Raw genomic sequence first — 25289 nt, forward strand, 5'->3', positions numbered from 1 at the left:
CCCTGCGATAGTCCCACCCCGCCCCAACGGCAGGCAGACAGCCGCGCGTGGCTAGCTACTAGCCGCGCGCGGCTGTCTGCCTGCTGCCATCCGTTCGCCGCTACGGGATGATCTTCGTCCCGGCCAGCTTGTCGTACGCCGACAGATCGTTCTTCATGAATGCCTCATACGCGCCCTTCCCCGCCGCGAGGTCCTTCTCGATCATCTGCAGGACCTCCATCGACGTATCCGTCGGCTTGTAATCCGACCCGCCCGCGACGTCGCCACCGCCCCCACCCACTTCGGCGTACAGCCAGATCAGGTTGAGATACACCTTGTCGGCCGTGACGAAGTACTTGTCGTCGCTGTTCAGGTTCTCGCGCGAGATGAGCATCGTCTCGACATTCATCAACTTGTCGTTCATCGCCGCCAGCGCCTTCTGGCGGTCGGCGTCACCGCCCGCGGCCTTGGCCTGCTCCTCGAGCGCGTGCCGCATGACCTCGAGCCGGTTGATCATCCCCACCGTCTCGTTCATGTCGCCGCGAATGCGGAGCTGCGCCTGGAGCGACGCCTCGAGATCGGCCTGCGAGCTGGCGATGGCCGGATCGGGGATCACCTCGAACGGCCGCGTATAGCTCTTGCCGTCCACGGTGAGTTTGGCGGTGTATTTCCCGGGCACCGCCATCGGTCCCGCGCGCTGCGGCCCCTCGATCCCCCAGTGGGTCACCGGGCGCGTGTCCTTGCCCTTGAACCGCGGTTCATCCCAGATGTGCGGGTTGTCGGGCGCCACCGTGCGCAGCTCCACCTGGGCAGGGCCGTCGTACTCCAGGTTCCAGCGCATCAGGTTCTCGCCGGCCCGGCCTGCCTGCTTCATGGTGCGGATCACCGTGCCACGGGCGTCGGCGATCTGGAGTTCGACCGAGTCCTCGGGCGCGCTCTTCAGCCGGAACAGGAAATCGGCGGAGCCGCTCCGCGCCTGCCGGAACGCCGGCCGCGGCTCGTAGAAGTACACCGCAGCGTCGGCCGGCACCTGGTCGCCCTGCTCGAGGGTCGTGATGTCGTGCATGATGTAGATGCCGCGCCCGTACGTCGACACGACCACGTCGTGCCAGAGCTTGGGCACCACGATCCAGCTCACCGGGGCCGCCGGCAGCCCGGCCTGGTCGTGGGTCCAGTGCGCGCCGTCATCCATGGAGTAGTAGAACGCGTGCCCGGTGCCGGCGAACAGCATCCCCTTGCGGTTGGGGTTCTCCACCACGGTCATGACGTAGTCCAGCGGGCCCCCGTGGGGCAGCGCGTCGCTGATCTTCGTCCACGTCCGGCCGTAGTCGGTGGTCTTGAAGATGAACGGATCGCGATCGTCCATCATGTGGTAGTCCACCGCCATGTACGCCGTGCCCGGGTCGAACACCGACGGCGAGATCTCGCGCACGGTGCCCCACGCCGGCATATTCACGTTCTTTGATACGTCGTTCCAGTGCAGGCCGCCGTCGCGCGTGTACCAGACCTTGCCGTCGTTGGTGCCGGCCCAGATGAGCCCGCGCTGGATGGACGACGGCGCGATGGCGAACACCACCTCGCCCGCGAACTGGCCCAGGTTGTCGCCCACCAGCCCGCCCGACGACACGATGCGGCTGCTGTCGCGGGTCGAGAGGTCGGGGCTGATCACGCTCCAGCTCTGGCCGCCGTTGGTGGTCTTGAAGATCACCTGGCAGCCGTAGTACACGGTGTTGTGGTCGAACGGATCGATGGCCAAGGGCGGGGTCCAGTGGCAGCGGTACTTGGCCTGGTTCGGGGCAAAATCGAGCGTGTGGATCCACGGGCTCACGGCCCGCGCCAGCCCGGTCCGGGCGTCGTAGCGCGACACTTCGTCGGCGTAGCAGGTGGCCCACACGATGTTGTGGTCGGTGGGATCGGGAATCGTGAATCCCGACTCGCACCCGCCCAGGTTATGGTCCCACGTGGCCGTGCGCGTGAACCCGGCGCCGAAGCCGCCGCGCCCGCCGAATCCTCCGCCGCCCCGGCCACCGCGGCCGCCCCGCCCGTTCTGGTTCATCGCCGAGCTGTCGAAGCTGATGATGCGCGTCGGGTCAAAGCCATTGGGCGCTTCCACCGCGTCGCTCGGGCCCCGCATCGTCCCGTCGTCCTGCCGGTTGCCGTACACCCAGTACGGCACCTGGTTGTCCACCGCCACATGGTACATCTGCGCATTGGGAATACCGATGCGCGTCATCGTGCGCCCGTGATCGGTGGTCACGCTCGCCCCGCCGTCGTACGTGATGCCGAAGTGGTCGGGGCTGATGGGGTCCATCCAGATGTCGTGGTTGTCGCCGCCCCACGGCATGCTCTCCCAGGTCTTTCCGCCGTCGGTGGAGCGCCAGAACGAACTGTTCGCCACCAACACCTCATCGGCGTTGCCGCTGTTCACCACGAGGTGGATGTAGTAGCCGGCGCGCCCGATCAGCAGACGGCTCCAACTCACCACGTGCCACGTATGGCCGCCATCGTCGGAGCGCCAGACCGAGCCCTGATCGGCCGTCTGGATGAGGGCGTACACGCGGTTCGATGCCGACGGCGCCACGGCCACGTCGATCTTGCCCAGCGGTTCGTGGGGGAGCCCGGCGTCCTCGACGTGCGTCCAGGTGGCACCGCTGTCGCGCGTCACGTAGATGCCGCTGCTCGGCCCCCCGCTGTATTCGGCGTACGTGTGCATCTGCAGCTCCCACATGCCGGCGAACAGCACCGCCGGATTGTGGGGATCGAGCGTGAGCCCCGAGCACCCCGTGTTCTCGTCCACGAACAACACGCGGGTCCACGTCTTGCCGCCGTCCATCGTGCGGTAGACGCCGCGCTCCTGCTGCGGTCCGGTCGCCCGCCCCAACGCGCACACGTACACGATGTCGGGGTTGGTCGGATTGACGATGATCCGTCCGATGCGGCCGGTCTGGTCCAGGCCCATGTGCTGCCAGGTCATGCCGGCGTCGGTGGACTTGTACACGCCGTCGCCCATCACGTCGGCATCGCGGATGGCCCACGCCTCGCCCGTGCCGGCCCAGACGATCTTGGGATCGGACGGCGCCACGGCCAGCGCGCCGATGGCCTGCACCGGTTCCTTGTCGAACACCGGGCCGAAGCTGTGGCCACCATCCACCGACTTCCACACGCCGCCGGACGCCGAGCCGAGGTACCAGACGGCCGTGTCGCCGGGCACGCCGCTGATCGAGGCGATGCGCCCGCCGCTGGCCGGACCGACGAACTGGAAGTGGAGCGGCTGCGGGGCCGGCGGCGGCCCGCCGCGGCCGCGGCGCTGGGCGAGCGAAGGCGCGGCCGCCACGGGAACGATCAGCAGGCCGGCAAGAACGGAGCGGAGGCGAAGGGAGATCATGAGCGAATCCCGGGTCAGTGCTTGATGGGGTTGGACGTCAGAACTTCCGCGTTGCGGTCCGGGGGTTCAACCCCCAGGAGGTTGTGCACAAAGAAATCGTCGCGCTTCATGGAGCCGTACGCGCCCCCCGACGTGTGGTCGGAGTTCGGGATCTCGAGCAGATCGAAGGTCTTGTTCGCCTTGATCAGCGCGTTCACCACCTGTACGGTGGACGAGGGATCGACGTTGGTGTCCAACTCGCCGTACACCAGCATCAACTTGCCCTGCAGCCGCCAGGCGTTCTCCATGTTCGAACTGGCGATGTACTGGGGCCCCAGCGGCCACCCCATCCACAGTTCGTTCCACCAGATCTTGTCCATGCGGTTGTCGTGGCAGCCGGATGCCGAGTACGCCACCTGGTAGAACTCCGGATGGAAGAGCAGCGCGCCCATGGCGTTCTGTCCGCCGGCCGACGTTCCGTAAATGCCGACGCGCGTGATGTCGTAGGACGGGTACTTCGCCGCCACCGCCTTGTGCCAGAGAATCCGGTCGGGGAATCCGGCGTCGGCCAGGTCGTGCCAGGCCACGTCGTGGAACGCCTTGGACCGGTTGGCCGTGCCCATGCCGTCGATCTGCACCACGATGAATCCGAGTTCGGCGAGGTTGCGCATGCCGTTCAGCACCTGGAAGCTCTTGGGCACGAACGAGCCCTGCGGGCCGGCGTAGATGTTCTCGATCACCGGGTATTTCCGATGCGCGTCGAAGTTCGTGGGACGGAAGATCAGCCCGTAGATGTCGGTCTTGCCGTCGCGCCCCCTGGCCACGAACACCTCGGGCGGCTTCCACCCCGCCCGTTCCAGCGCGGTGATGTCGCCATGCTCCAGCGGCATCACCACCGACTGGTCGCTGGCGCGGCGCAACTCGCCCACCGGCGGCAGGTCGACGCGGGAATAGAGATCCACGTAGTACCGGTGGTCGTCCGACCAGGACACGGCGTGGTTGGCGTTGGCCGGCGTGTACGACACGAGCCCCGTGCCGTCGAAGTCGATGCGGTAGTCGTGCAGGAAGTACGGATCCTCGCCGGGGTCCATGCCGCCGGCGCTGAAGTAGATCTGCTTGGCCAGGGTGTCCACGTACTCCACGTTGCGCACCAGCCACGGCCCCTTGGTGATCTGCCGGATCACCGTGCCGGTGGCATCGTCGTACAGATACAGGTGGCACCAGCCGTCGCGCTCCGACGCCCAGATCATCTGCCGCCCGTCGCCCAGGTCGTACCGGAACTGGCGCCCCGAGTCGGTGATGTTGCCGCTCATGCGCGGATAGTCGATGAACGTGTCGGAATGCTCGTCCACGATCGCCCGGGCCTTGCCGGTGGCCGCGTCCACCTCGATCACGCGGTACACCTGATGGCCACGCTGATTATACTCGAATGTGAATGCTCGCCCGTCGTGCCACCACTCGGCGCCGGTGATGGCGTAGGCGTTCGGAAAGAGGGCGTCGTCCACCGCGATCTGCCGGTGGGTGGCGAGGTCGAACAGCACGGGGCGCCGGACGTCCAGCCGGTCGCCGGGCTTCTGGTAGAAGCGCACCGAATCCCTCGGTTGCAGCTGATCCGGAGGCGTGGACACCACGTAGTGCACTTCGCGGTGGTAGCCGGGCTCCACCCGGTAGGCCACGAGCCGGCGCGAGTCGGGCGACCACTGGATGGACAGGAAGGAATAGTAGTTTCCCTCCGAGCCGTCGTAGCTGAGTTCGGTGCCCGACGACGCCCCCACCGGCCGCACGTACACGTTGTAGTTCCAGATGTACGCTTCGGACTTCCCGTCGGGCGACCGCCGCGCATCGGGCGATTCTCGCAGGCTCGGCGCCTGCTGGGCCTCCGCCTGCTCCTCCGACGCCCACTCCGTGTTCCAGGGGCCCTCGTCGGGGACGGAGTCGGCCGCGCTCGCCGCATCGGCCGCCCACGGCGAACCCGACGGGCTCACCCCGCCGCCCGCTCCCGGGATCACCGCGGGCGCTGGCCCCGGCCCCCGTCCCCTTCCCCCGCGCCCGCCGCGTCCGAACCGCGCCGGCCCGGTGTTGCGACAGGAGTAATCGGCGAGCGTGCACCGCCAGGTGAACCCGCCGCGTACGAACTCGATGGCCTGCTCACCGTCCTGGAACGTGAAGCGAATGAACGGCAGCGTGACGGCGGTGATCGTGGTGTCGAGAGACACCGACAGGGCCGCGGCGAGCCTCGCGTGGTCGAATGCGGGGCGCTTCTCCTTGGTGGCGGCATCCACCAGCTCGAACTCGTGCCCGCCCTTTACCGACCTTCGGTAGAAGAACCGATCCGTACCCGCGATCCACTGCGGCGGATCCATGAAGTCGAGGGCGAGCCCTTCGTACCGCGCATCGAGGCCGGCGGCCCGCTGGTAGTCGGCTGCGGTGCCCTGCGCCCCGACCCCGCGCGCCAGGGACGCGAGCGCGAGGCCGAGCACGAACGCGCGTGGCGAGACTCGGCAAGCAGGAAGGCGCGGCATGCAACGATCCGAATGGAGAGCGGCGAGGATATCCCGGGCAGTCGGTCGATAAATGACACCCGGTGCACGGCCCGCGCTAGGGACGGCGCCGCGCTGCCGCCCGGTCAGCCCGCCAGTGTCATCGTCAACTTGGTCACCGATGCCGACGGGAAGCTGTACACCAGCGGCGAGCTCCTCATCGCCAGGTCGGCCGTGACCGGCCGGACCACGTCCGGATGGTCGAAGCTGTTCACGTCGTGCACGCTCGGAGCGGTGAGCGTCGTGGCGCGGATGGCCTGCACCGCCGCGCCCCGCACCACGATCTCCGTCTCCCGTGGCTCGGTCATCGAGCTGTTGGTCACCGTGAGGGTCAGTTCCCGCCCGTTGACCGACGCCGAGCCGTTGAGCCCCCAGAACGTCGCCGGCTTGCCGTCTTTCGCCGTCCACGACACGCGCGGGGCCGACACCAGCGTGCGCACCGACTGCGCGCCCTGGTGCGCGGCGTACATCGCGAACACGTGATAGACCGGCGTGACCGTGAAGTTGTCCTCGTGCGCCAGGAACACCGACTGGATGCAGTTGATGAGTTGGGCGACGTTGGCCATCGCGACTTTTTCGGCGTTCCGATGAAAGATGTCGAGCGTGAGCCCGGCCACCAGCGCGTCGCGCATGGTGGACTGCGACTCGAACAGGTGGCTGGGGTCGGCGATCGGTGCGCTCTTGTGCCAGGCGCCCCATTCGTCCACCACCAGCTTGACGGCGTGGCGGCGATCGGCCTCGTGCATGGTCTGCCAGACCGTGCCGATCACGCTTTCCATCCGGTCGGCGCTCACCAGCAGGTCGTACCATCCGCGTTCGTCGAACGCCACCGCGTCGGCGCCGGCGTCGGGCGCGCTGCAGTAGTGGTGCACCGACAACCCCCAGACGCTGTCGAGGGCGCCCCGCTCCGCCAGCGCGCCCATCAGGCGCCGCGTCCAGTCCACGTCGGCGCCGCTGGGGCCCGACGCGATGGTCCGCAGATCCACGCCGAACCTGGGCACCGACGCAGTCACGAACCGCCGGTACTCCTCGGCGTACTCCTCGGGGGTGAAGTCCCCCCCGCACCCCCACGCTTCGTTGCCGACGCCCCAATACCGAATGTCGTATGGCTGGGCATCGCCCGCCGCGGCGCGCACCCCGGACCAGGTGGTCGTGCCGGCCGGCGAATTGCAGTATTCCAGCCACTGGTCGAACACGCGAGCCGGCAGCGTGCGCACGTTGGCGGCCATGTACGGCTGCGCGCCCACCAGCCGGCAGAAGTGCACGAACTCCGTCGTGCCGAAGGTGTTGGGGTCGTACTTGGCCGGCCCCCCCGCCACGTTCTTGAACCCCGGGTCGTCGGCCCAGAAGTTGGTGCGCGTCGGCCGCTGGTCGCGCGGGCCCACGCCGTCGCGCCAGTCATACGAGTCGGCAAAGCAGCCGCCTGGCCAGCGGATCACACTCGGCTTGATGAGCCTCATGGCGTCGACCAGCGCCTTCCGTACGCCCCCGATGTTGGGAACCTTCGAGTTCTCCCCCACCCACACGCCGTCGTAGATCACCCCGCCCAGATGTTCGGTGAAGTGGCCGTAGATCTCAGGCGCGATCGTGCCGATCGGCTCGTCGAGCCGTATCTCGATGTGGGAGTCGGCGAGCGCCGACCGGTGGCGCTCGCCGAGCAACGCGGCCATCGGGCTGAACTTCGGCAGCACCAGAGCGGCGCCGCCGGCCACGGCGGAGCGAAGGAATTCGCGACGGGGAATGTCGGCCATGGGATGGACCAGGAGGACGGTAGGACGGTAGGACGGTAGGACGGTAGGACGGTGCAATCGTGGCCACGGCGAGCGGCAAGATCAAGGGCGCGCGTCATCGGCACGACAGGTGCCCCGCCTACTCTTCATGACATGGTGCGCGTGCCCTCGCTCGCGCCGCATCCCCCTCACAGCCGGAGTCTGACTTCATGAAACCGATGTCGATCGCCCTCGCCCTTGCCGTCACCGCATTCGCGGCCGCCGGCGCACAGCAGCCCACCTACAAGCGCGACGTGCCGGCCGCGTTGCTCAAGCGCGCGAAGGTGAAGGAGACCGACGCCGCGGCCATGGCGCGGAAACTGGTGCCCGCCGCCACGATCGATGCCCTGGAACTCGAACGCGAGGGCGGCAAGCTCATCTACTCGTTCGACATGAAGACGCCGGGCAAGGATGGCATCGACGAGGTCAACATCGACGCGATCACCGGCAAGCAGGTGGGCAAGATCGGCCACGAGTCCGGTGCCGACGAAGCCAAGGAAGCCGCGGCCGAGAAGAAGGCGGCGCCCAGGAAGAAGAGCGGCGGCGCGCGATAGGCAGGCAGCGGCGCCGGCCTCGGCCGGCGCTACTGCTTCATCGTATCAGGGATCCGCACCGCCACGACCTCGCCCCGGGCGGTCACGATTCCGTTCGCGCTCACCGTCGCCTCGACCACCACCTTGCGCTCGCCGATCTCGCGCGCGTGGGCGCGAATCTCCAACTCGGCGTCGGCGGGCGTGGGCTTGAGGTACTGCACGTTGAGCGCCGCGGTGACGAATCGCGGCGCGGGCCGTTGGCCCATCGCGCGGCCTGCGGCGCGCTCGGTCGCCGCGGCGGCCGTCCCCATGGCGTGGCAGTCGATGAGTGACGCGATGAGCCCGCCGTACGCGAACCCGGGCACTCCGATCTGATCGGGCCGCGGCGTGTAGCGCGCCACCATGTCCGGCCCGTCGCCGTCCCAGCGCGACTTGAGTTGCATGCCGTGCGCATTGAGCCGCCCGCAGCCGTAGCAGTGGGCGAAATCATCGGGGTAGAAGTCCTGGATGGCGGGGGCGGAGTCTGATGGCATGATTGAATGATGGTAGCACAGTGGGGCAGTAGGACAGTAGGACGGATAACTGCAGAACGTTGTTCCTCTCCTACTCTCCTAGCGTCCCACCGCTCGTCATCTCAGAAAACTATCCCTCACACCCGTGATGATGAATTGTGTCGCCACCGCCGCCAGCAGGAGTCCCATGATGCGCGTCATCACGCGGATGCCGGTCTGGCCGAGCAGTGCGATCAGCCGCTCGCCCAGGCGCAACGTCACGTAGGACACGAGCGCGGTGAGCGCGATCGCGCCATAGACCACGACGCCGTGGCTCACCGAGCGGATCTCACCGGCCAGCACCATGGTGGTCGAGATCGCGCCGGGGCCGGCGAGCACTGGAATCGCCAGCGGGGTGACCGCGACGTCCTCCTTCAACTGCCCCTCGCTGAGTTCCTCCTGGCCTTCGTGCGTGCTGCGTTTTGCCCGCACCATGTCGAGCGCTACCAGCCAGAGGATCAGCCCGCCGGCGATGCGGAACGCCGGCAGGGTGATGCCGAACGCGTCGAAGATGAACCGTCCGGCAGCGGCGAACACGACGAGGAGCAGTGCCATGGCTACGCAGGCGCGCAATGCGGTGCGCTTCCGCTCCACCGGCGTCTCGTTCTGCGTAATGACGAGGTACGACGGCACGGCCGCGATCGGATCCACGATGAAGAGGATCGACGTGAAGGTGATGAGGGCGAACTGAGCGAGTTCTCGCATAAGCGGCCAGACGCGGAATCTACAACGTCCAGGCGCGCGAAACTCGTGGCCAGCCGATTCGTAGGGCCTCTCACCGGCTGCCGTCCCAGCGGCCGCGCGCCACGGCCATACCCCGCCAGCCCCGAGCCGCCCATGCCCAGCTTGCTGCAGGACCTGCGCTACGCCCGCCGGATTCTCGTCAAGAGTCCGCTGTTCACCGCCATCGTCGTCATAACGCTCGCCCTCGGCATCGGGCTCAACACGGCGGTCTTCTCGGCCATCGATACCCTGCTCCTCAAGCCGCTGCCGGGCGTGCGCGCGCCCAACGAATTGGTGCAGCTCTACCGCTCATGGCCGGGCGATCAGAAGTTCGGGTCCAACTCCGTCCCCCACTACCAGGATCTGCGCGATCGGACCACGGACGTCTTCTCGGGTGTTGCCGCCTGGGCGTTCGTCCGGGTGAGTCTGTCCTCAGGGGGGCGCTCGCAGCAGGTGTTCGGGACTGCGGTGTCGGCCAACTACTTCTCGGTGTTCGGCGTGAACCCCCTTCGCGGGCGCACCTTCGTTCCCGCCGAAGCCGTGGGCCCGGGCGCGCACGCCGTGGCCGTGCTCAGCTACGACGGCTGGCAGAACCTGTTTGGCGGGGACCCCACGGTGGTCGGCCGGTCGGTGGTGCTCGACGGCCAGGCGTATACGATTGTCGGCATCGTGCCGCGGGACTTCAAGGGCGCCATCCCCATCGTGTCGCCCGCGGTGTACATCCCGCTCACCCAGATCGACCAGCTCCGCCCGGGGGAGGGCGATCTGCTCACCGAGCGCGGCGACAATTTTCTCAACGTCGTGGCGCGGCTCGCGCCGGGCGTCACCGTGGCGCGGGCCAACGACCGGCTGGGGGTGGTGTTGCGCGGCCTGCTCCAGGAGCATCCCGACGACTATAAGAATTCCGGCATCTTTCTCGTGCGCCAGGCCGACGCCGGCCTCCATCCCACGCTCAAGGGCGCCGAGGTCGGGCTGTCGTCAGTCGTCATGGCGGTCGTGGCGATCCTGCTGCTCATCGCGTGCGTGAACGTGGCCAACCTGTTCCTGGCCCGCGCGCGCGACCGCGCCCGCGAGATGGCCATCCGCCTGAGCCTCGGCGCGAGCCGGGCGGCGCTCGTGCGCCAGTTGCTCACCGAGAGCCTGCTGTTCGCGGTGGTCTCGGGAGTGGCCGGGCTCGGCGTGGCTTCGTGGGCCATCGGCCTCGCCAATCGCGTCTCCCTGCCCATGGACATCGACTTCCGCCCCGGGCTCTCGGTGAGTCCGATCGTCCTGCTGTTCACGCTGGGCGTGACGGTGGCCACGGGATTCCTGTTCGGCCTCGCCCCGGCCCTCCAGGCCACGCGCCCGTCGATGATTCCCGCGCTCAAGGGCGAATCGGCGGCTGGCGAGTCCCGGTCGCGCGCCACGCGCGTGCTCGTCGTGGCGCAGATGGCGCTGTCCATCGTGCTCCTCGTGTGCGCCGGGCTCTTCCTGCGCAACCTCAACTCGGCCACGAACGTCGACAAGGGGTTCAACTCCGCCCACGTGCTGGTGGCCAGTCTCGATCCCGGGATCCAGGGGTACACGCGCCCGCGGGCCGAAGAATTCTACCGGCAACTCACGGCGCGGCTGGCGTCCGATCCCGACGTGACGGCCGTGGGGTTCACGTCGGAACTGCCGCTCGACCTCGGGGAGAGCGACTCCGGCGTCCAGATCCCGGGCTACACGCCGGCCAAGAACGAGAACATGTCGATCCAGAACGTCTCGGTCACGCCCGGGTACTTCCGGGCCATGGGCACCAGGCTGCTGGAGGGGCGCGGCTTCACGGCGCAGGACGATAGCGCGTCACCGGGGGCCATCGTCGTGAATGAGCGGTTCGCCACGCGGTTCTGGCCGGGCCAGGATGCGCTCGGCAAGACCGTCCACGTCCACGGGCGCGACCACACCGTGATCGGCGTCGTGCCAACGGGAAAGTACGACCGGCTGGGCGAGCCGCCCACGCCCTACATGTACTTCGCCCAGGCCCAGGATTGGGAATTCGGTATGACCCTGGTGCTGCGCACCCGCGGCGACCCGTTGGCCGTGGTGCCCACGCTCCGTTCCGAAGTGGCCGCGCTGGATGCCGACATGCCGCTGAGCGACGTGCGGTCCATGGAGAGCCACCTGGGCATCGCGCTGCTCCCGGCCCGGCTCACCGGATGGGTACTGGGGATTTTCGGGTTGCTGGGGCTGATCCTGGCTTCAGTGGGTATGTACGGGGTGATGGCCTATTCGGTGGCGCAGCGCACGCGGGAGATCGGCATCCGGATGGCCATCGGGGCGGCGGGCGGCGCCGTCGTCCGACTACTGATGAAGCAGGGGTTGACCCTGGTTCTGGTGGGCACCGGGGTCGGACTGGCGGGCGCGTTCGGTGTGGCGCAGATTATTCGAGGCCAGTTATACTTGGGAAGTGGATTCGACCCGCTCACGTTCGTGCTCGTCCCCGTGGTCCTGGTCGGCGTAGCCATGGGAGCCATATGGATTCCTGCCAGGCGCGCCGCGGGGCTGGACCCGGTACGCGCTCTGAGGCAGGAATAGACACAGCCGGCCGAGAAAGTTTCTTTCTCCCTGTTGCCCTCTGGATTAAAAAATTCTAACTTTGTTGCACGACGCGCGTGCGCCGCGATCTTCGGGCCGGCTTGGTGAGTGGTCCACGGAGCGCCCGACACGCACTTACCCGGCCCCCTCACCGACTGATCCGTCTCCCAACCCACCGTGACCCCACGCAAACGCAGTACCTCCAAAGCCCGCGCGCATTCGGATGAGGTCCTCTCCAAGGCCCGCCTGGCCGACGAAATCAAGAAGGTCATCGCCGAAAAGGGACTGACCCAGACGGCCGCTGCGGCCGTCGCGCGCGAGGCCCAATCCCAGATGTCCCTCGTGATGTCAGGGCATCTTCAGGGCTTCTCGGCGAACCGCCTGTTTCGCATCCTGCTTCGCCTCGGGCGCAATGTCGACGTGATCATCACGCGCACCGCGGGCGCCAAGAGCGGTGGACGGATGAAGATCACCGGCACGGGTCCGGCCCGCGCCGCCGGGCGTCGCCGCTGACGGTTGGGCAGGCGCCCAGTAGTCGCCGGGCGCCTGAAAGCTGTACCCTTCGCCCTTCACGGTTCTGAGAGCGTGCGCAAGCCCCACTTTGGAGAGCTTGCGCCGCAGGTACAGCACATAGACGCCGACGATCCCCGTCGACGACGGGCGATCGTCGCCGTCGCCCCACACGCGGAGTAAAATCTCTGCGCGTGAGAGTGTCGTGCCGCCGCCGTCTGCCAGACAGCGGAACACGGCGAACTCGCGCGTCGTGAGCGTCACGCGCCGGCCGTTGGCACCCACCGTCCGGCGCGTCCCGTCCAGTTGCATCCCTTCGGGACCCGCCGGCATCGGCAGGATGAGGGGGGACGCGCGCCGTAATTGGCGGCGGAGCCGTACCACCAGCTCCGCCCACGCGCGGTCCGATGACACGAAGTCGTCCACGCCCACGGCGAGCAGACTGGTGAGCACCGACGGGCCGGCCGCCGAGGTGACGACGATCTGCGGCACCAGCTCCCAGCGGTCGCGCAGCCGTTGGAGGGTCTCCACGTAGTCGGCGGTGACCGCGGACGGCACGTCCACGACGATCGCGTGCGGCGCCTTGGCTCCGCGCCGCCAGAGGCCGGACGCCGGAGCCCGCCAGGCGAACGTCGTCGTGAGAATGCCATAACGCTCGAGCGCCCGCTGGATCATCGCCACGCGGGCGCGCACCCGTCCGATGACGAGCACCGTCGGGGCTTCGGGCGCTTTATGGGCAGACTTGCGGCGATGGTTCATGCGGAATGGGTGAGCGTCATCCCGCAAACAATTGGGGAGAGCCCGAAGCCGGCGGCGGGTGGTGACCGGAGCGAATCTACGGCCGGGACTTCGCGGGAGGGTTACAGAGCGGGCAATGCAGCCCGGCTTTGTGCCGCCCTCGGCGCCGGGCGCAGCCGCTGGACGAACAGGTCGAGCACGCAGCGCAGCCCGCCCTGACGGCGCACCTCGCTCGCCCGCAAGGCCGTATAACGCTTCATCGCGTTGCGGAGGGCCTTATCCGACGGGTACTCCATCTCCAGCGCCACCCACTCCACCGTCTGGCCGGTGCTCGACAGAAGCTGCGCGGCAAGCATCAGCCGGCACCAGGCTATCAATCTTGCGGGCGACGGCGACCCGCCCGCCACGCAGCGATTGCGCAGCGTTTTGCGGTGGACGCCGAGCGCCGACGCGACGCTGTCCACCGAACGCGCCTCGGCCGCGTGCGTCACGCAGTACTCCGCCACCGGGCGGATGGCCGCGGGGAGCACGGGCAACAGCGCGTCGAGCACCGCGTCGGCCGCGCACGCCCGCTGCGCCGCCGCGACCACCGACCGCAGGGCGACGCGGCTGTCGTCCACGCCCACGAACAGGAACTCGTGGACGCCGGCTTCGGCCATCTGGCGGATGCCCGCGGCATTTGCCAGGCCCGTGTGGCAGTGGGCGACGACCGCCGCGGATGGGGCGATGCGCCGCAGTTCGCGCACGATTGGCGCAGCCGAGTGCCCATCGCCGTCCCGGGGGGCCAGGATCACCGTGATCGCCGCCCCTTTGGCGCGCCGGACCGCGGCAACGACCTCGGCCAGCGACTCGGCCCACTGCGCGCGCGCCCAGCCCCGCAACGCGCCCGTGAGCCGGGCGCGTTCCGCGTGGCTGGCGACGTATCCCACGATCAGCGGCAGCCGCGGAGTCGGCTTCATCTGGGCCGCTACGGCCAGGACCGGCGCGGGCCGCGGAGCCCCGTGCGGTACAACACGTGGCGCGTTCCGGCGTGTATCACGTCGCGCTCGAAGATCATGCCCACCTTCTCCATCACTCGGCGCGACCCGTTGTTGGTGGGCAGCGTGACCGCGACCAGCGAGTCGAGGCCGAGTTCGAACCGCCCGATGACCAGGCACTTGTTGGCGACCTCCGTGGCCAGGCCCTGCGCCCACCAATCGGGGTAGAAGGCGTAGCCGATCTCGACCTCGGCGGCGCCTTCCACGTCGAGGTGGCGCACGCAGGCGCGCCCGATGATCGCGTCCCGCGCGGCCGTGCGCACCATCCAGAGCCCGAACCCGTACCGTTCCCAGTGCTCCAGGTTCTGCTCCAGGTAGCGGCGCGTCTGTTCCTCGGTGCGCACGCCGCCGAGCGTGGCCATGACGTGCGCGTCCTGGTGCATGCGCCGGATTTCCGACAGATGCGCCGGGACGAGTCGCTCGGCGTGGAGGCGGGGTGTGGTGAACGAGTCGAGAGTCATGAGGGATTGGAACGGCGCCGTTACTGAATCTGGTATGGCGGGGCGCGCGGCGCGAGCCCCAACGTGAAACGCCGGAGGACCCGAAGGCCCCCCGGCGTATCGCATCCGCCCCCGGCCGCCTGCTTCACCGGCGCCGCGGATCGTTCACGGCCTCTACTTGCCGCCCTGCTTCGTGGAGTCGATGAACTTCTCGATGTTCTGCTGAAGCTGCTTGGCCGACGTCTGGTTGAGGTAGGCCATGTGGCCGCTCTCGTAGTAATCGAACTTCACGCGATCCGAGTAAGTCTGGTCGAACCCCAGGTGCCGGAAGGTGTACTCGGCGTTCGCGAACGGCGTGGCCATGTCGTAGTAGCCGGCGCCCACCAACACGTGCAGGGTGGAGTCCTTGGCCATGGCCAGGCGCAGCTCCTGGCTCTCGCTCGGGTAGCCGGCGTAGCCGCCCGGGCCCCAGTCCCAACGACCGGTGTGTCCGCCGATGTAGTACTGAAGGTCGGTGTGGTAGTCGAGGTCGTCGTGCAGGTAGCGCATGAAGGCCGTCATGAACGCGCCCGTGGGCGCCACGTCGCTGGGATCGTAGTCCTGGCGCTGGTCGGCCGCGTTGCCATTGATGCCGATGAGCCGGCTGTCGTAGCGGCCGAGCATCTCGCGCTGGTCGCGCAGCAGCTCGGTGCGGAAGGTGCCGGCATCGACGCGCAGGTTGGTGTTGAGCAGGAACTGCTGCGACAGCCCGGTGAGCCGGGCCAACTTCTCGGCCGCCGCCGTCTTCTCGGCGCTCGTCAGTTCGTTGCCCTTGGCGAGCGTGGTCAGGTAGTCGCCAAAGGCGTAGTCGCGCGACTGCTGCACCACCTGCGCGAGCGGCAGCTTCTGCAGGTCGGGCGGCAGCTTCTTGTGGTACCAGGCCGTGGCCGTGTAGGTGGGCAGGAACATCGCGTAGGGCGCGTCGTTGGTGGGCGACGGCGCGATGTTGCCGAGGTCGAGCACCGTGCCGAGGAGCATCACGCCGTTCATGTAGATGCCCTCGTTCTCCTGCAGTTCGTTGACCAGGCCGGCCGAGCGGAAGGTGCCGTAGCTCTCGCCGAACAGGTACTTGGGGCTCGCCCAGCGATTGTACTTGTCCAGGTAGTCGCGAATGAACTGGCCGAACATCGTGATGTCGTTTTCGGCGCCGGTGAACTCCGTGGCGGGCACTCCCGGTGCCGGCCGCGAGTAGCCGGTGTTCATCGCGTCGATCTGCACCAGGTCGGTGGCGTCGAGCGGCGAATTCTGGTTGGCCACCAGGTCGTACGGCGGGGCCGGCTCGCTGCCGTTGGGGCCCATGTTCGGGTGCATCGGGCTCATGATGCCCATGTCGAGCCAGATGGACGACGAGCCCGGGCCGCCATTGTAGAAGAAGGTGACCGGGCGCTTGGCCACGTCCTCGCCGTCCTTGGTGTAGGCGATGTAGAAGACGGTCGCTTTGGGTTTCCCATCGCCGTCGCGGATGACCATGGTGCCGGCGTTGGCGGTGTAGGCGATCTGCTTGCCGTCGATCATCACGGTGTGGTGCGTGGTGGCGACCTTCTCGATGGCGGGGACGCCCGCGGAGTCCGCGGCGCCGCCGGGGGCGCCACCGCGTCCTCCGCGGCCCGGGTATTGGCCGCTCGCGGCGGCGGGAACGATGGCCAGAGACGAAGCGGCGATACCGATCAACAGCAGCCTAGCGCGCATGACAGACCCTCCGGTTTCCGGTACTGGATTGTGATTGGAACGCGGTTGTGCGGGGGTCCGTAAAGTATACTGGCTGGCAACCGTCGGCGTAGCCGTGGTTACCAAGTGACTGTAGGCGGACGCCGGCCGTTGGTGCCCACCCCCTTCCGAACGGGGCATGACCGCAATGATCGAGACGATCCTTCGGGACCTCAAACACGCCGTCCGGCTGTTCCGCAAGAGCCCGGGCTTCGTCTTTGCCGCCGTGGCCGCGCTCGCGCTCGGGATCGGCGCCAACACCGCCATCTTCTCCGTGGTCGATGCGGTGCTGCTCAAGCCGCTGCCCTACCCGGCGCCCGAGCGCATGGTCCTGTTGGGCGTCAAGTCGCCGCAGGGACAGAACCTCGCCGGGTCGCCCGCCAAGTTCGAGTACTGGCAGAAGCAGACGTCGGTGATCCAGGACGTGGCGGCGTTCAACACCGGGTTCGTGAACTACACCGGCGGAAGATTTCCCGAGCAGTTCAAGTCGGCCGATGTCTCCGCAAATTTCTTCCGGCTGTTCGGCGCCCGCACCGTGGTCGGCCGGCCCTTTACCGAGCAGGAGGACCAACCCAACGCCGGGCATTTCGCGGTCATCAGCAATGGGCTCTGGCGGCGGCAGTTCAACCGCGATCCGCAGATCGTCGGCAAGTCCATCTCGCTGGGCGGCGATCCGTACACCGTGACCGGCGTGCTCGACCAGTTCGACTTCAGCGATTTCGGGGCCACGCCCGACGTGATCATGCCGTTCCAGTTCGACCCCAACACCACCGACCAGGGACACTACTTCACCGTCGGGGGCCGGCTCAAGCCGGGCGTCACCCTGGCCCAGGCCAGCGCGGAGTTGGGGCACGCCACGGCCCAGTATTCGGCGGCCTTTCCGAACGCGATAGGCAAGGGCGGCGCCTTCTACGCCGTGGGAATGGGCGACGGGCTCGTGGCCAACGCGCGCAAGTCGCTGTACGTGCTGCTCGGCGCGGTGGGCTTCGTGCTGCTCATTGCCTGCGCCAACGTCGCCAACTTGCTGCTCGCCCAGGCCACCGGGCGCAAACGGGAGATCGCCATCCGCGCCGCGCTGGGCGGATCGCGCGCACGCATCGTGAGCCAGCTGCTCACGGAGAGCGTGATGCTCGCGCTCGCCGGCGGCGTGCTCGGGCTCGTGCTCGGCGCGCTGGGCATCAGGGCCCTGCTCTCCGTGAACACCGCGGGACTGCCACGCATCGGGGAGCACGGGGCGGGAGTGGGCATGGACTGGCGGGTGCTCGTGTTCACCCTCGTCGTGGCGCTCGGCACGGGCATCGTGTTCGGCCTCGTTCCGGCGCTCGCCAGTTCGCGCACCGACCTCGCGGAGACGTTCAAGGAGGGAGGGTCGCGCACCGGGTCGGGGTTCCGCCACAACAAGGCGCGGAGCGTGTTCATCGTCACCGAGATCGCGCTGGCGCTGGTGCTGCTCGTGGGGTCGGCGCTGCTCATCCGCACCGACCTCGCGCTGTCCAACGTGGACCCGGGGTTCGACGCGCGCCACGTGCTCACGATGCGCATGTCGCTCACCGGCGAGCGGTGGGCCACCACGGAGGCCGTGGCGCTGGCGGTGCGCGACGGCATGCAGCGGGTGGAGGCCATTCCGGGCGTCGAACTCGCCAGCGCCACCTGCTGCGTGCCGCTGCAGGGCGGCTACGGGCTGCCCTTCACCATCGCCGGCGCGCCGCTCACCAACGGGCCGTACAGCGGCGGGGCGTCGTGGGTGACCGTGTCGCCCGGCTACTTCGAGGTGTTCAAGATCCCCATCAAGCGCGGCCGGACGTTCACCGATCGGGACGACGCGCAGGCCACGCCGGTGGTGATCATCAACGAAGCGATGGCCAAGCAGTTCTGGCCCAAGGGCGACGCGCTGGGCGCGCACATGACCATCGGCCACGGGGTCATGAAGCAGTTCGAGAGCGACCCGGAGCGCCAGGTGATCGGGATCGTGGGGGACAGCCGCGACAACGGGCTGAACAGCGACCCGGGCCCGCGCATGTTCGTGCCGCAGGCGCAGACTGCCGACGCGGTGAACCAGCTCAATTCCGGGCTGTCGCCCATGGCCTGGGTGGTGCGCACCCGCACGCCGCCCATGGGGCTGAGCAGCAAGATCGAGGCGGCGCTGCGGGCGGCCACGGGGCTGCCCGTGTCGGACATCGCATCCATGGACCAGGTGGTGCAACAGTCGACGTCGCGCCAGCGGTTCAACATGTGGCTCATGACCGTGTTCGGCGCGTCGGCGCTGGTGCTGGCAGCGATCGGGATCTACGGGCTGATGGCGTACACCGTGGAGCAGCGCGCACAGGAAATCGGCATCCGGCTCGCCCTTGGCGCCGACGGCTCACGGGTGAAGAACATGGTCGTGGCGCAGGGAATGCGGCTGGCGCTGGTGGGCGTGGTGGTGGGCATCGGGGCGTCGTTCGCGCTCACGCGACTGATTGCGAGTTTCCTGTTCGGCGTGAAGCAGTACGATCCGCTGGTGTTCGTGAGCGTGCCGCTGGTGCTCACGGCCGTGGCGTTGGTGGCAGTGTGGTGGCCGGCGCGCCGGGCGAGCAGCGTGGACCCGTTGAGCGCATTGCGGTACGAGTAGGCGCGCCCCGGCTACCCCTGCCCCTGCGTAGCCCGGTAATCCCGCTCGCCGGTCTTGGGATTGAACCACACCTCGACCAGCTTGCCGCTGGTGGGGTCCACGAACCGCTCGCCGGTGGCTTCCCAGCGACCCGCGCCGGCGGTGGGTGGCGCCGCGTAGCGCCAGCGCTCGAACAGAATGCCCACCGTGAACATGCACCCTGCGATGAGCAGGTAGAGCGCCGCGCCGTAGACCCTGGCCCACAGGGCGAGCAGGGCGCCCAGCAGGAGGGCGACGCCGAGCATCAGGACTGCGCGGCGAAGCATTTCAAGTCTCCTTTTCCAGCACCACTGCGGTGCCGTAGGCCACGATCTCGCTCATCGTCTGGCCGATCTCGGCGGAGTCGAAGCGCATCATGACGATGCCGTTGGCGCCCATGGCCGTGGCGTTCTGCACCAGCCGGTCCACCGCATGGCGGCGTGCCTCCTCGAGGAGCTCCGTGTATTCGGTGATCTCGCCGCCTTTGATGGAGCGCAGGCCCGCCATGATGTTGCCGCCGATGCCGCGGCTGCGCACGACCACCCCGAAGGCCTGGCCTTTGGTTTCCTTGACGCGGTAGCCCGCGACGTACTCCGACGTTACGACTATCATGATGAACGCTCCCTCCCGGGTTGGCCGAGTGCGCCGCTGCGGGCATCGTCCGGCGGCGTGGAATTGTCTCCGGATAAGCTGCATGCCGCCGGGGCGTTCGGCGAGGGTGGGCCGTGCCGCCATTGACGCTGCGTCCCGCTCCCCCCACTATTTGCCGACTTCCGACCCAGGGAAACTCCCGTGCACCGTTCGCGCTCCGCCCCGCCCCTCGCCCTCCTGTTCGTGCTTCCGATCGTCGCGGCGTGCACCACCCGCGAGCCCGGGCGGCACGTCTCGACATCGGGCAAGGACACCGGCGACTGCCTCGCCGCCCCATGCGCCACGATCGGCTACGCCGTGCGCCAGGCGAGCCCCGGCGACACGATCTCCGTGGACAGCGGCACCTATCACGAATCGCTGATGGTGACCAAGCGGCTGGCGCTGATCGGGCACCACGCCACCATCGATGCCGCGGGACTGGCGTCGCCGCCCAACGGGGTCCAGATCTCCGGCGGCGGCGCGGCGGGCACGCTGGTCTCGGGGTTCACGATCGAGAACGCGGGGCTGGAAGGGATATTTGCCCTCCGCACGTCCAAGGTCGTGATCGAGAACAACACCCTGTTCCACAACGACGCCTACGGCAAGAGCGACTCGCTGTGCACCAAGCACCAGGACGACTGCGGCGAGGCGATCCACCTGCAGACCGTGAGCGGCGCCGTGGTGCGCGGCAACACGGTGCACAACAATCTCGGGGGAATCCTGCTCACCGACGAGACCGGTCCCACGCGCGACAACCTGATCAGCGACAACACCATCGGGGACAATCCGAGCGACTGCGGCATCACGCTGGCGTCGCACTGGGTGGACAGCTCCAAGGTGGCGACGGCCGAGGTGGCCGGGATCTATCGCAATACCGTCACGCGCAACACCGTGAGCGGCAGCGGCGGCGCGGGGATCGGCATCTTCGCCGCGGGGCCCGGCGGCGCCGCGTGGGGGAACATCGTGGATGGGAACACGGTCACGAAGAACGGCCTGGCCGGGCTGGCCATCCACAGCCATGCCAAGTTCCAGAACGTGGACGGAAACGTCTTCCGGAACAACACGGTGTCCGGGAACGCCACCGACGCCATGAACCCGGCCGATCACCAGCCGGCGGGGATCAGCATTTACAGTTCCGTCGTGCCCATCCGGAACACGGTCGTCACCGGCAATACGATCAGCGACGAGAAGGTCGGCATCATCTCACAGAACGTCGACCCGCTCACCGATCTCGGGAGCAACACGTTCGCGCCTTCCGTGGCCGTGAAGACCCAAGCGCACTAAGGGTTTACCGAGATGGCAGGATGATCGCCTGTTCCAGATTGGTCCTTGCCTGCGCGGCGCTCGTGCCGCTGTCGCCTCTCCAGGCGCAGCTCACGCCGCCGGATTCCGTGGCGCCGGCGCCGTGGACGCTGACCGCCGGCTACGAACTGGCCCGGCCCACGGGCTGGGTGCAGGTTCGCGAGAACGCCATTGCCGGCACTCGGCTCTCGCTGGCGCGGGACCTTGGCGTCCACGTCGCATCGACCGTGGAGATGACGCTCACCGTGCCGGCCGGCGCCGGCGCGGTGGGCGTGAGCGTTGCCGGTACCGCGCTCCGGGGCAGCACCGTGCTGGGCCAGTCCGTGTATTTCAACGGTTCGACGCTGCAGGGTGGCACCGTGCTGAATACGCGAACGGAGGCAGGCGACTTTCTGCGCGTGGTGGTGGATTACGAGCGCCGCCTTGCGCGGGTGGGCGCGGGCGGCGAGCTGGTGGGCCGCGCCGGGCTCGACGCGACGCTGCTCAACTTCCGGCTGCAGGGCACCCTTGCGCCCACCACGGTGGGCCACGAGACCAAGGAAGACTTCGTGACCCAGGAGCTGCCGGCGCCATTCATAGGAGCCGAGCTTCACCTCCCACTGAGTGGGCGCGTCGAGTTGCGGGTGGGGGCCGGCGGCGGCGGGCTGCCGTGGGTCTCGTCGCTGCGCTACGAGGGCGGGCTCGTGCGGCTGTGGCAGCGCCGGCTGGACGGAAACGCGGGGCTGGACATCGCGCTCGCGTCGCGGCTACACGCCGGCGCCGCGTTGCACTATACGAGCTTCGCGCAGCACGAACGGAGCGGCGAGGACGGCAACCAGTTCAGCATGGCGAGCACGGGCGTGGCGCTGCACCTCGCCTGGGGGTTCTGAATCGGCGGTACCCGCGCGGCGCGCCAGGGCTCGAAGTCGAGGAACTGAGGGGGCCTTGGCCCGACGCCACAACGGCGAACGCCCGCCGCAAAGAGCGGCGGGCGTTCGCAGTTACAGCGCACCCGGCAGGTATGGAAATGGTATCCGTGCCTCGACACCGAGTCAAGCATTGAAAAGGCCGTGCCCGGAGCGGGACTCGAACCCGCACGCTCTTGCGAGCACGCACCTGCCGGGTGCGCATGTCTACCAATTCCATCATCCGGGCACGTGTGCAAGAATGCTGGAATCCGGTCGACCACTCGGCAGGTATCTCCTCGCTACCTCGTGGCACAGCGTAGCTCGTGGCCGCAGGAGCACCATCATCCCCCGGGCGCTGGGCGGCGCAATCTATCGCGCGCCGCGGACCATCGGGGTCGCGGGAGCGCCCTTCGCTCGCGGCGCCCCGGTCCGGCGCGTACTTTAGATGCCGCCGAGCCCTTCGGCCTCCCTCTGCCACCGTCTCCCTCCCACCCGCGTGACCGGCCCGCCCCCATCGGATGCGTCGCGCCCGAGTAATCCGACACCCATGAGACACCGCTTCGCTCAGGCCGTTGTATGTGCCGCGGCCGCCCTCAGCCTCGTCGCGTCCACCGTCGCAGCCCAGCAGTCCGTGCTCGAGACGCGGGATCCCCACCAGCAGCAGGATCCCGACTTCGCCGCGTTCTACAAGACGTGGACGCACCACGGGAGCCCGCTCGTGGACCACCTGCCCATCGTAGCCGGCGTTCCCACGCCCAAGCAGTTCCTGGGCTACTACATCGGCGCGCCCAAGAAGCTCACGTACTACGACCAGATGGTGAAGTACTATCGCGCGCTCGCCAAGGCCACGCCGCGCGTGAGGGTCGAGACCATCGGCCGCTCGGACGAAGGGCGCGAACTCGTGGTCGTGTGGGTCTCGTCCGCGGAGAACCTGGCGCACCTGGCGGAGAACCGCGCGAATCTGGCTAAGCTCGCCGACCCCCGCGGCCTCTCCGAGGCGCAGATCCACGAGCTGATCGCCACGACCAAGCCGGACTATCACCTGATGGGCGGGCTGCACTCGGGCGAGACGGGGCCGCCGGAGATGCTCATGGAACTCGTCTATCGGTTGGCCACGGAGACGTCGCCGCTGATCGACAAGATCCGCGACAACGTGATCGTCTCGGTCACGCCGGCCGCCGAGCCCGATGGCCGCGATCGCAACGTCGACTGGTTCTATCACGGCCTCGACATGCAGGCCAAGTACGGGCCGGCCGACTCGGTTGCGCGCGCCGACAGCCTGCGCGCCGACAGCCTCAAGGCTGACAGCGCGCAGGGCGGACGCCGCGGACGAGGCGGGCGTGGTGGTCGCGGCGGACGCGGCGGACGCGGCGGCGGCACGGGGGCGGCCGTGGCCACGTTGGCCGGCCCGCCGGGCCGCGGTGGCAGGGGCGGCGGCCTGGAGGGCGGGCTCCCCTACTGGGGCAAGTACGTCTATCACGACAACAATCGCGACATCAACCTCTCGCAGGTCGAGATGCGCGCGATCACCGATTGGTACCTCACGGCGCATCCGCCCATCGTGCACGACATGCACGAGGCGGAGGCGCTGATGTACATCTACAGCGGTGGTCCGCCGCAGAATCCCACGCTCGATCCGATTCTCTTTACCGAACTGCCCTTCTTTGCCAACTACCAGCTCGAGCAGACCACGAAATACGGCATGCCGGGCGTGTACACGCACGCCTTCATGGACGGCTGGTCACCCGGCTACCTGGGGTCGGTGGCGTACAACCACAACGGCATGATGGAGATGTACGAGACCGAGTCCGGCCACGACATTCCGGCCGACTCGATGGCGGACAGCATTGCCAATGCAACGCCGCCGGGGCGCGGCGGCGCGTTCGGACGCGGCGGCTTCGGTGGCCGAGGCGAGAGCCTGCCCACCGGCCAGGGAGCCGGCCAGCCGCGCGAGTGGTATCGCGGTCTGCCCCTGCCGGCCAATGGCGTGGCCACCTTCACGCGCCGCGACAACGCCAACTACATGGAAACCGGCGTTCTCTCGGCGCTCCAACTCACGTCGATGTTCCCGCAGATGGTGCTGGAAGACTTCGCCGTGATGACGCAGCACTCGATTGACGACGGCAACACCAAGGCGCCATACGCCTACGTCATCCCGGTGGCGCCGGACATGACCAAGGCGGCGACCCTGGTCAACATCCTGCGCGCGCAGGGCATCGAGGTGGGCACGCTCAAGCAGACCACCGTGGCGGGCAAGGACACCATTCCCGCCGGCTCGTACGTGGTGAAGCTCAACCAGCCGTACGGCCGTCTGGCCAAGAACCTGCTCCAGAAGCAGATCTTTCCCGACCCGCGGCTCACGACATACGACGACAGCGGCTGGTCCATGGGCTGGGCGTTCGACGTCACGGTGAACGAGATCGAGGACAAGTCCATTCTCGACGCGGCGGTGACGCCCGTGAAGCGGGCCGAGGTGCGGGGCACCGTGGCCGGCAGCGGGACGGCCGGCCTCGCCGTGGCCCACTACGGCTCCAACAACATGATCACCTTCCGGTACCTGCTCAAGAACGTGCCGATGCAGGTGGCCGACTCGGCGTTCACCGCCAACGGCGTGAAGTTCCCCGCCGGCTCGTTCATCGTCACCGGCTCCGCGGCCGACCTCGCCGCAGCCAAGCGCACCGTGGATTCGCTCGGACTCACCGCGGCCGCGCTCCCGTCGCTGCCGCAGGTGCCGTCGCATCAGGCCAACGTGCCGCGCGTGGCCATCTACTCACAGTGGAACGGCACGCAGGACCTGGGCTGGTATCGCTACACCTTCGACCGATTCCACATTCCGTATGACCTGATCTTCAAGGAGCGCGTGGAAAAGGGCGACCTGAAAAAGGACTACGACGTGATCGTGATGGCGGCGCAGAACATCAACCGGGCGGCGGTGTTCGCGCCCAAGGCCAAGCACCCGCAGCCCTACGAACAGAGCGCCAGGTACAGGAACCTGGGCATGTACGGCTCCACGCCAGACATGAGCGGCGGATTCGGGCAGGCCGGAGTGGACGCGATCGATGCGTTCCTGGATGCGGGGGGCACGCTCATCACTGCCGCGCAGGCGGTGGACTATCCGATCGACTTCGGGCTCGCGCGGTCGGCGTACGGCGAGAATCCCGCGGGCGTGACGGCGCAGAAGCCGCTCGTGATGGCCAGGATCACCCGCACCGACAGCCCCATCTTCTATGGATATGCGGCCGATACCATTCCCATAAAGTTCAACCAGGGCGCGCAGGTATTCCACATCGGCGTCGCCGATTCGACCCGTGTGCTCGCCGAGTACGTGGGCGGTGACGCAAGTGTGTTGAGCGGG

General features: G+C 68.2%; 17 protein-coding genes and 1 tRNA gene. 6 read left to right on the forward strand and 12 right to left on the reverse strand.

Annotation, left to right across the window (positions count from 1 at the left end):
- Positions 1–100: 100 nt before the first annotated feature.
- The 3 genes from VNF92_12835 to VNF92_12845 form a co-directional block, all read right to left on the reverse strand.
- Positions 101–3364, reverse strand: a complete 3264-nt coding sequence (locus tag VNF92_12835; protein ID HVA58760.1) for a hypothetical protein — start codon at positions 3362–3364, stop codon at positions 101–103.
- 14 nt (positions 3365–3378) lie between these two features.
- On the reverse strand, positions 3379–5865 hold the full coding sequence (locus VNF92_12840; GenBank protein HVA58761.1) for a DPP IV N-terminal domain-containing protein: 2487 nt from the start codon (positions 5863–5865) through the stop codon (positions 3379–3381).
- Positions 5866–5969: 104 nt separating this feature from the next.
- Positions 5970–7634: an alpha-L-arabinofuranosidase C-terminal domain-containing protein gene (locus tag VNF92_12845; GenBank protein ID HVA58762.1), complete on the reverse strand. Its 1665-nt coding sequence runs from the start codon at positions 7632–7634 to the stop codon at positions 5970–5972.
- 188 nt (positions 7635–7822) lie between these two features.
- Between VNF92_12845 and VNF92_12850 the strand changes: the two genes are divergently transcribed.
- Positions 7823–8206, forward strand: a complete 384-nt coding sequence (locus VNF92_12850; GenBank protein ID HVA58763.1) for a PepSY domain-containing protein — start codon at positions 7823–7825, stop codon at positions 8204–8206.
- A gap of 29 nt (positions 8207–8235) precedes the next feature.
- On the opposite strand, the gene VNF92_12855 is transcribed toward VNF92_12850, so the two are convergent.
- The gene (locus tag VNF92_12855) at positions 8236–8718 is read right to left on the reverse strand and encodes a PaaI family thioesterase (protein ID HVA58764.1); all 483 of its coding nucleotides are present in this window, start codon (positions 8716–8718) and stop codon (positions 8236–8238) included.
- Positions 8719–8814: 96 nt separating this feature from the next.
- On the reverse strand, positions 8815–9441 hold the full coding sequence (locus VNF92_12860; GenBank protein ID HVA58765.1) for a MarC family protein: 627 nt from the start codon (positions 9439–9441) through the stop codon (positions 8815–8817).
- A 132-nt stretch (positions 9442–9573) separates the two neighbouring features.
- Between VNF92_12860 and VNF92_12865 the strand changes: the two genes are divergently transcribed.
- The gene (locus VNF92_12865) at positions 9574–12015 is read left to right on the forward strand and encodes an ABC transporter permease (protein ID HVA58766.1); all 2442 of its coding nucleotides are present in this window, start codon (positions 9574–9576) and stop codon (positions 12013–12015) included.
- 348 nt (positions 12016–12363) lie between these two features.
- Here VNF92_12865 and VNF92_12870 read toward each other — a convergent pair whose 3' ends face one another.
- From VNF92_12870 to VNF92_12885, 4 genes are all read right to left on the reverse strand, one after another.
- The gene (locus VNF92_12870; GenBank protein ID HVA58767.1) at positions 12364–13284 is read right to left on the reverse strand and encodes a winged helix-turn-helix domain-containing protein; all 921 of its coding nucleotides are present in this window, start codon (positions 13282–13284) and stop codon (positions 12364–12366) included.
- Positions 13285–13385: 101 nt separating this feature from the next.
- Positions 13386–14222 (reverse strand): helix-turn-helix domain-containing protein, encoded by an 837-nt coding sequence (locus VNF92_12875; protein ID HVA58768.1) that lies wholly within the window; start codon positions 14220–14222, stop codon positions 13386–13388.
- A gap of 8 nt (positions 14223–14230) precedes the next feature.
- Entirely contained in the window at positions 14231–14761 is a 531-nt protein-coding gene (locus VNF92_12880) for a GNAT family N-acetyltransferase (protein HVA58769.1), read from the reverse strand.
- 153 nt (positions 14762–14914) lie between these two features.
- Positions 14915–16468 carry a hypothetical protein gene (locus VNF92_12885; protein ID HVA58770.1) on the reverse strand — a complete coding sequence of 518 codons (1554 nt, stop codon included), beginning with the start codon at positions 16466–16468 and terminating at the stop codon, positions 14915–14917.
- Between the two features lie 157 nt (positions 16469–16625).
- On the opposite strand from VNF92_12885, the gene VNF92_12890 reads away from it, so the two are divergent.
- The gene (locus VNF92_12890; GenBank protein HVA58771.1) at positions 16626–19097 is read left to right on the forward strand and encodes an ABC transporter permease; all 2472 of its coding nucleotides are present in this window, start codon (positions 16626–16628) and stop codon (positions 19095–19097) included.
- Positions 19098–19108: 11 nt separating this feature from the next.
- Here VNF92_12890 and VNF92_12895 read toward each other — a convergent pair whose 3' ends face one another.
- Positions 19109–19402, reverse strand: coding sequence for a hypothetical protein (locus VNF92_12895; GenBank protein ID HVA58772.1), 294 nt, complete (start codon positions 19400–19402; stop codon positions 19109–19111).
- A gap of 1 nt (position 19403) precedes the next feature.
- Positions 19404–19727 carry a heavy metal-binding domain-containing protein gene (locus tag VNF92_12900; GenBank protein HVA58773.1) on the reverse strand — a complete coding sequence of 108 codons (324 nt, stop codon included), beginning with the start codon at positions 19725–19727 and terminating at the stop codon, positions 19404–19406.
- A 180-nt stretch (positions 19728–19907) separates the two neighbouring features.
- Here VNF92_12900 and VNF92_12905 point away from each other — a divergent pair, with 180 nt between their 5' ends.
- Both VNF92_12905 and VNF92_12910 read left to right on the forward strand, forming a co-directional pair.
- Positions 19908–21029: a NosD domain-containing protein gene (locus tag VNF92_12905; protein HVA58774.1), complete on the forward strand. Its 1122-nt coding sequence runs from the start codon at positions 19908–19910 to the stop codon at positions 21027–21029.
- Between the two features lie 20 nt (positions 21030–21049).
- Positions 21050–21916 (forward strand): hypothetical protein, encoded by an 867-nt coding sequence (locus VNF92_12910; protein HVA58775.1) that lies wholly within the window; start codon positions 21050–21052, stop codon positions 21914–21916.
- Between the two features lie 181 nt (positions 21917–22097).
- On the opposite strand, the gene VNF92_12915 is transcribed toward VNF92_12910, so the two are convergent.
- Positions 22098–22181: transfer RNA gene (locus tag VNF92_12915), tRNA-Ala, on the reverse strand.
- Between the two features lie 300 nt (positions 22182–22481).
- Here VNF92_12915 and VNF92_12920 point away from each other — a divergent pair.
- Positions 22482–25289: M14 family zinc carboxypeptidase (locus tag VNF92_12920; protein ID HVA58776.1), on the forward strand; the 2808-nt coding region annotated here is incomplete at its 3' end.

It is taken from the genome of Gemmatimonadaceae bacterium (genome assembly GCA_035533015.1).
In the GTDB taxonomy this organism is placed as follows: domain Bacteria; phylum Gemmatimonadota; class Gemmatimonadetes; order Gemmatimonadales; family Gemmatimonadaceae; genus JAGWRI01.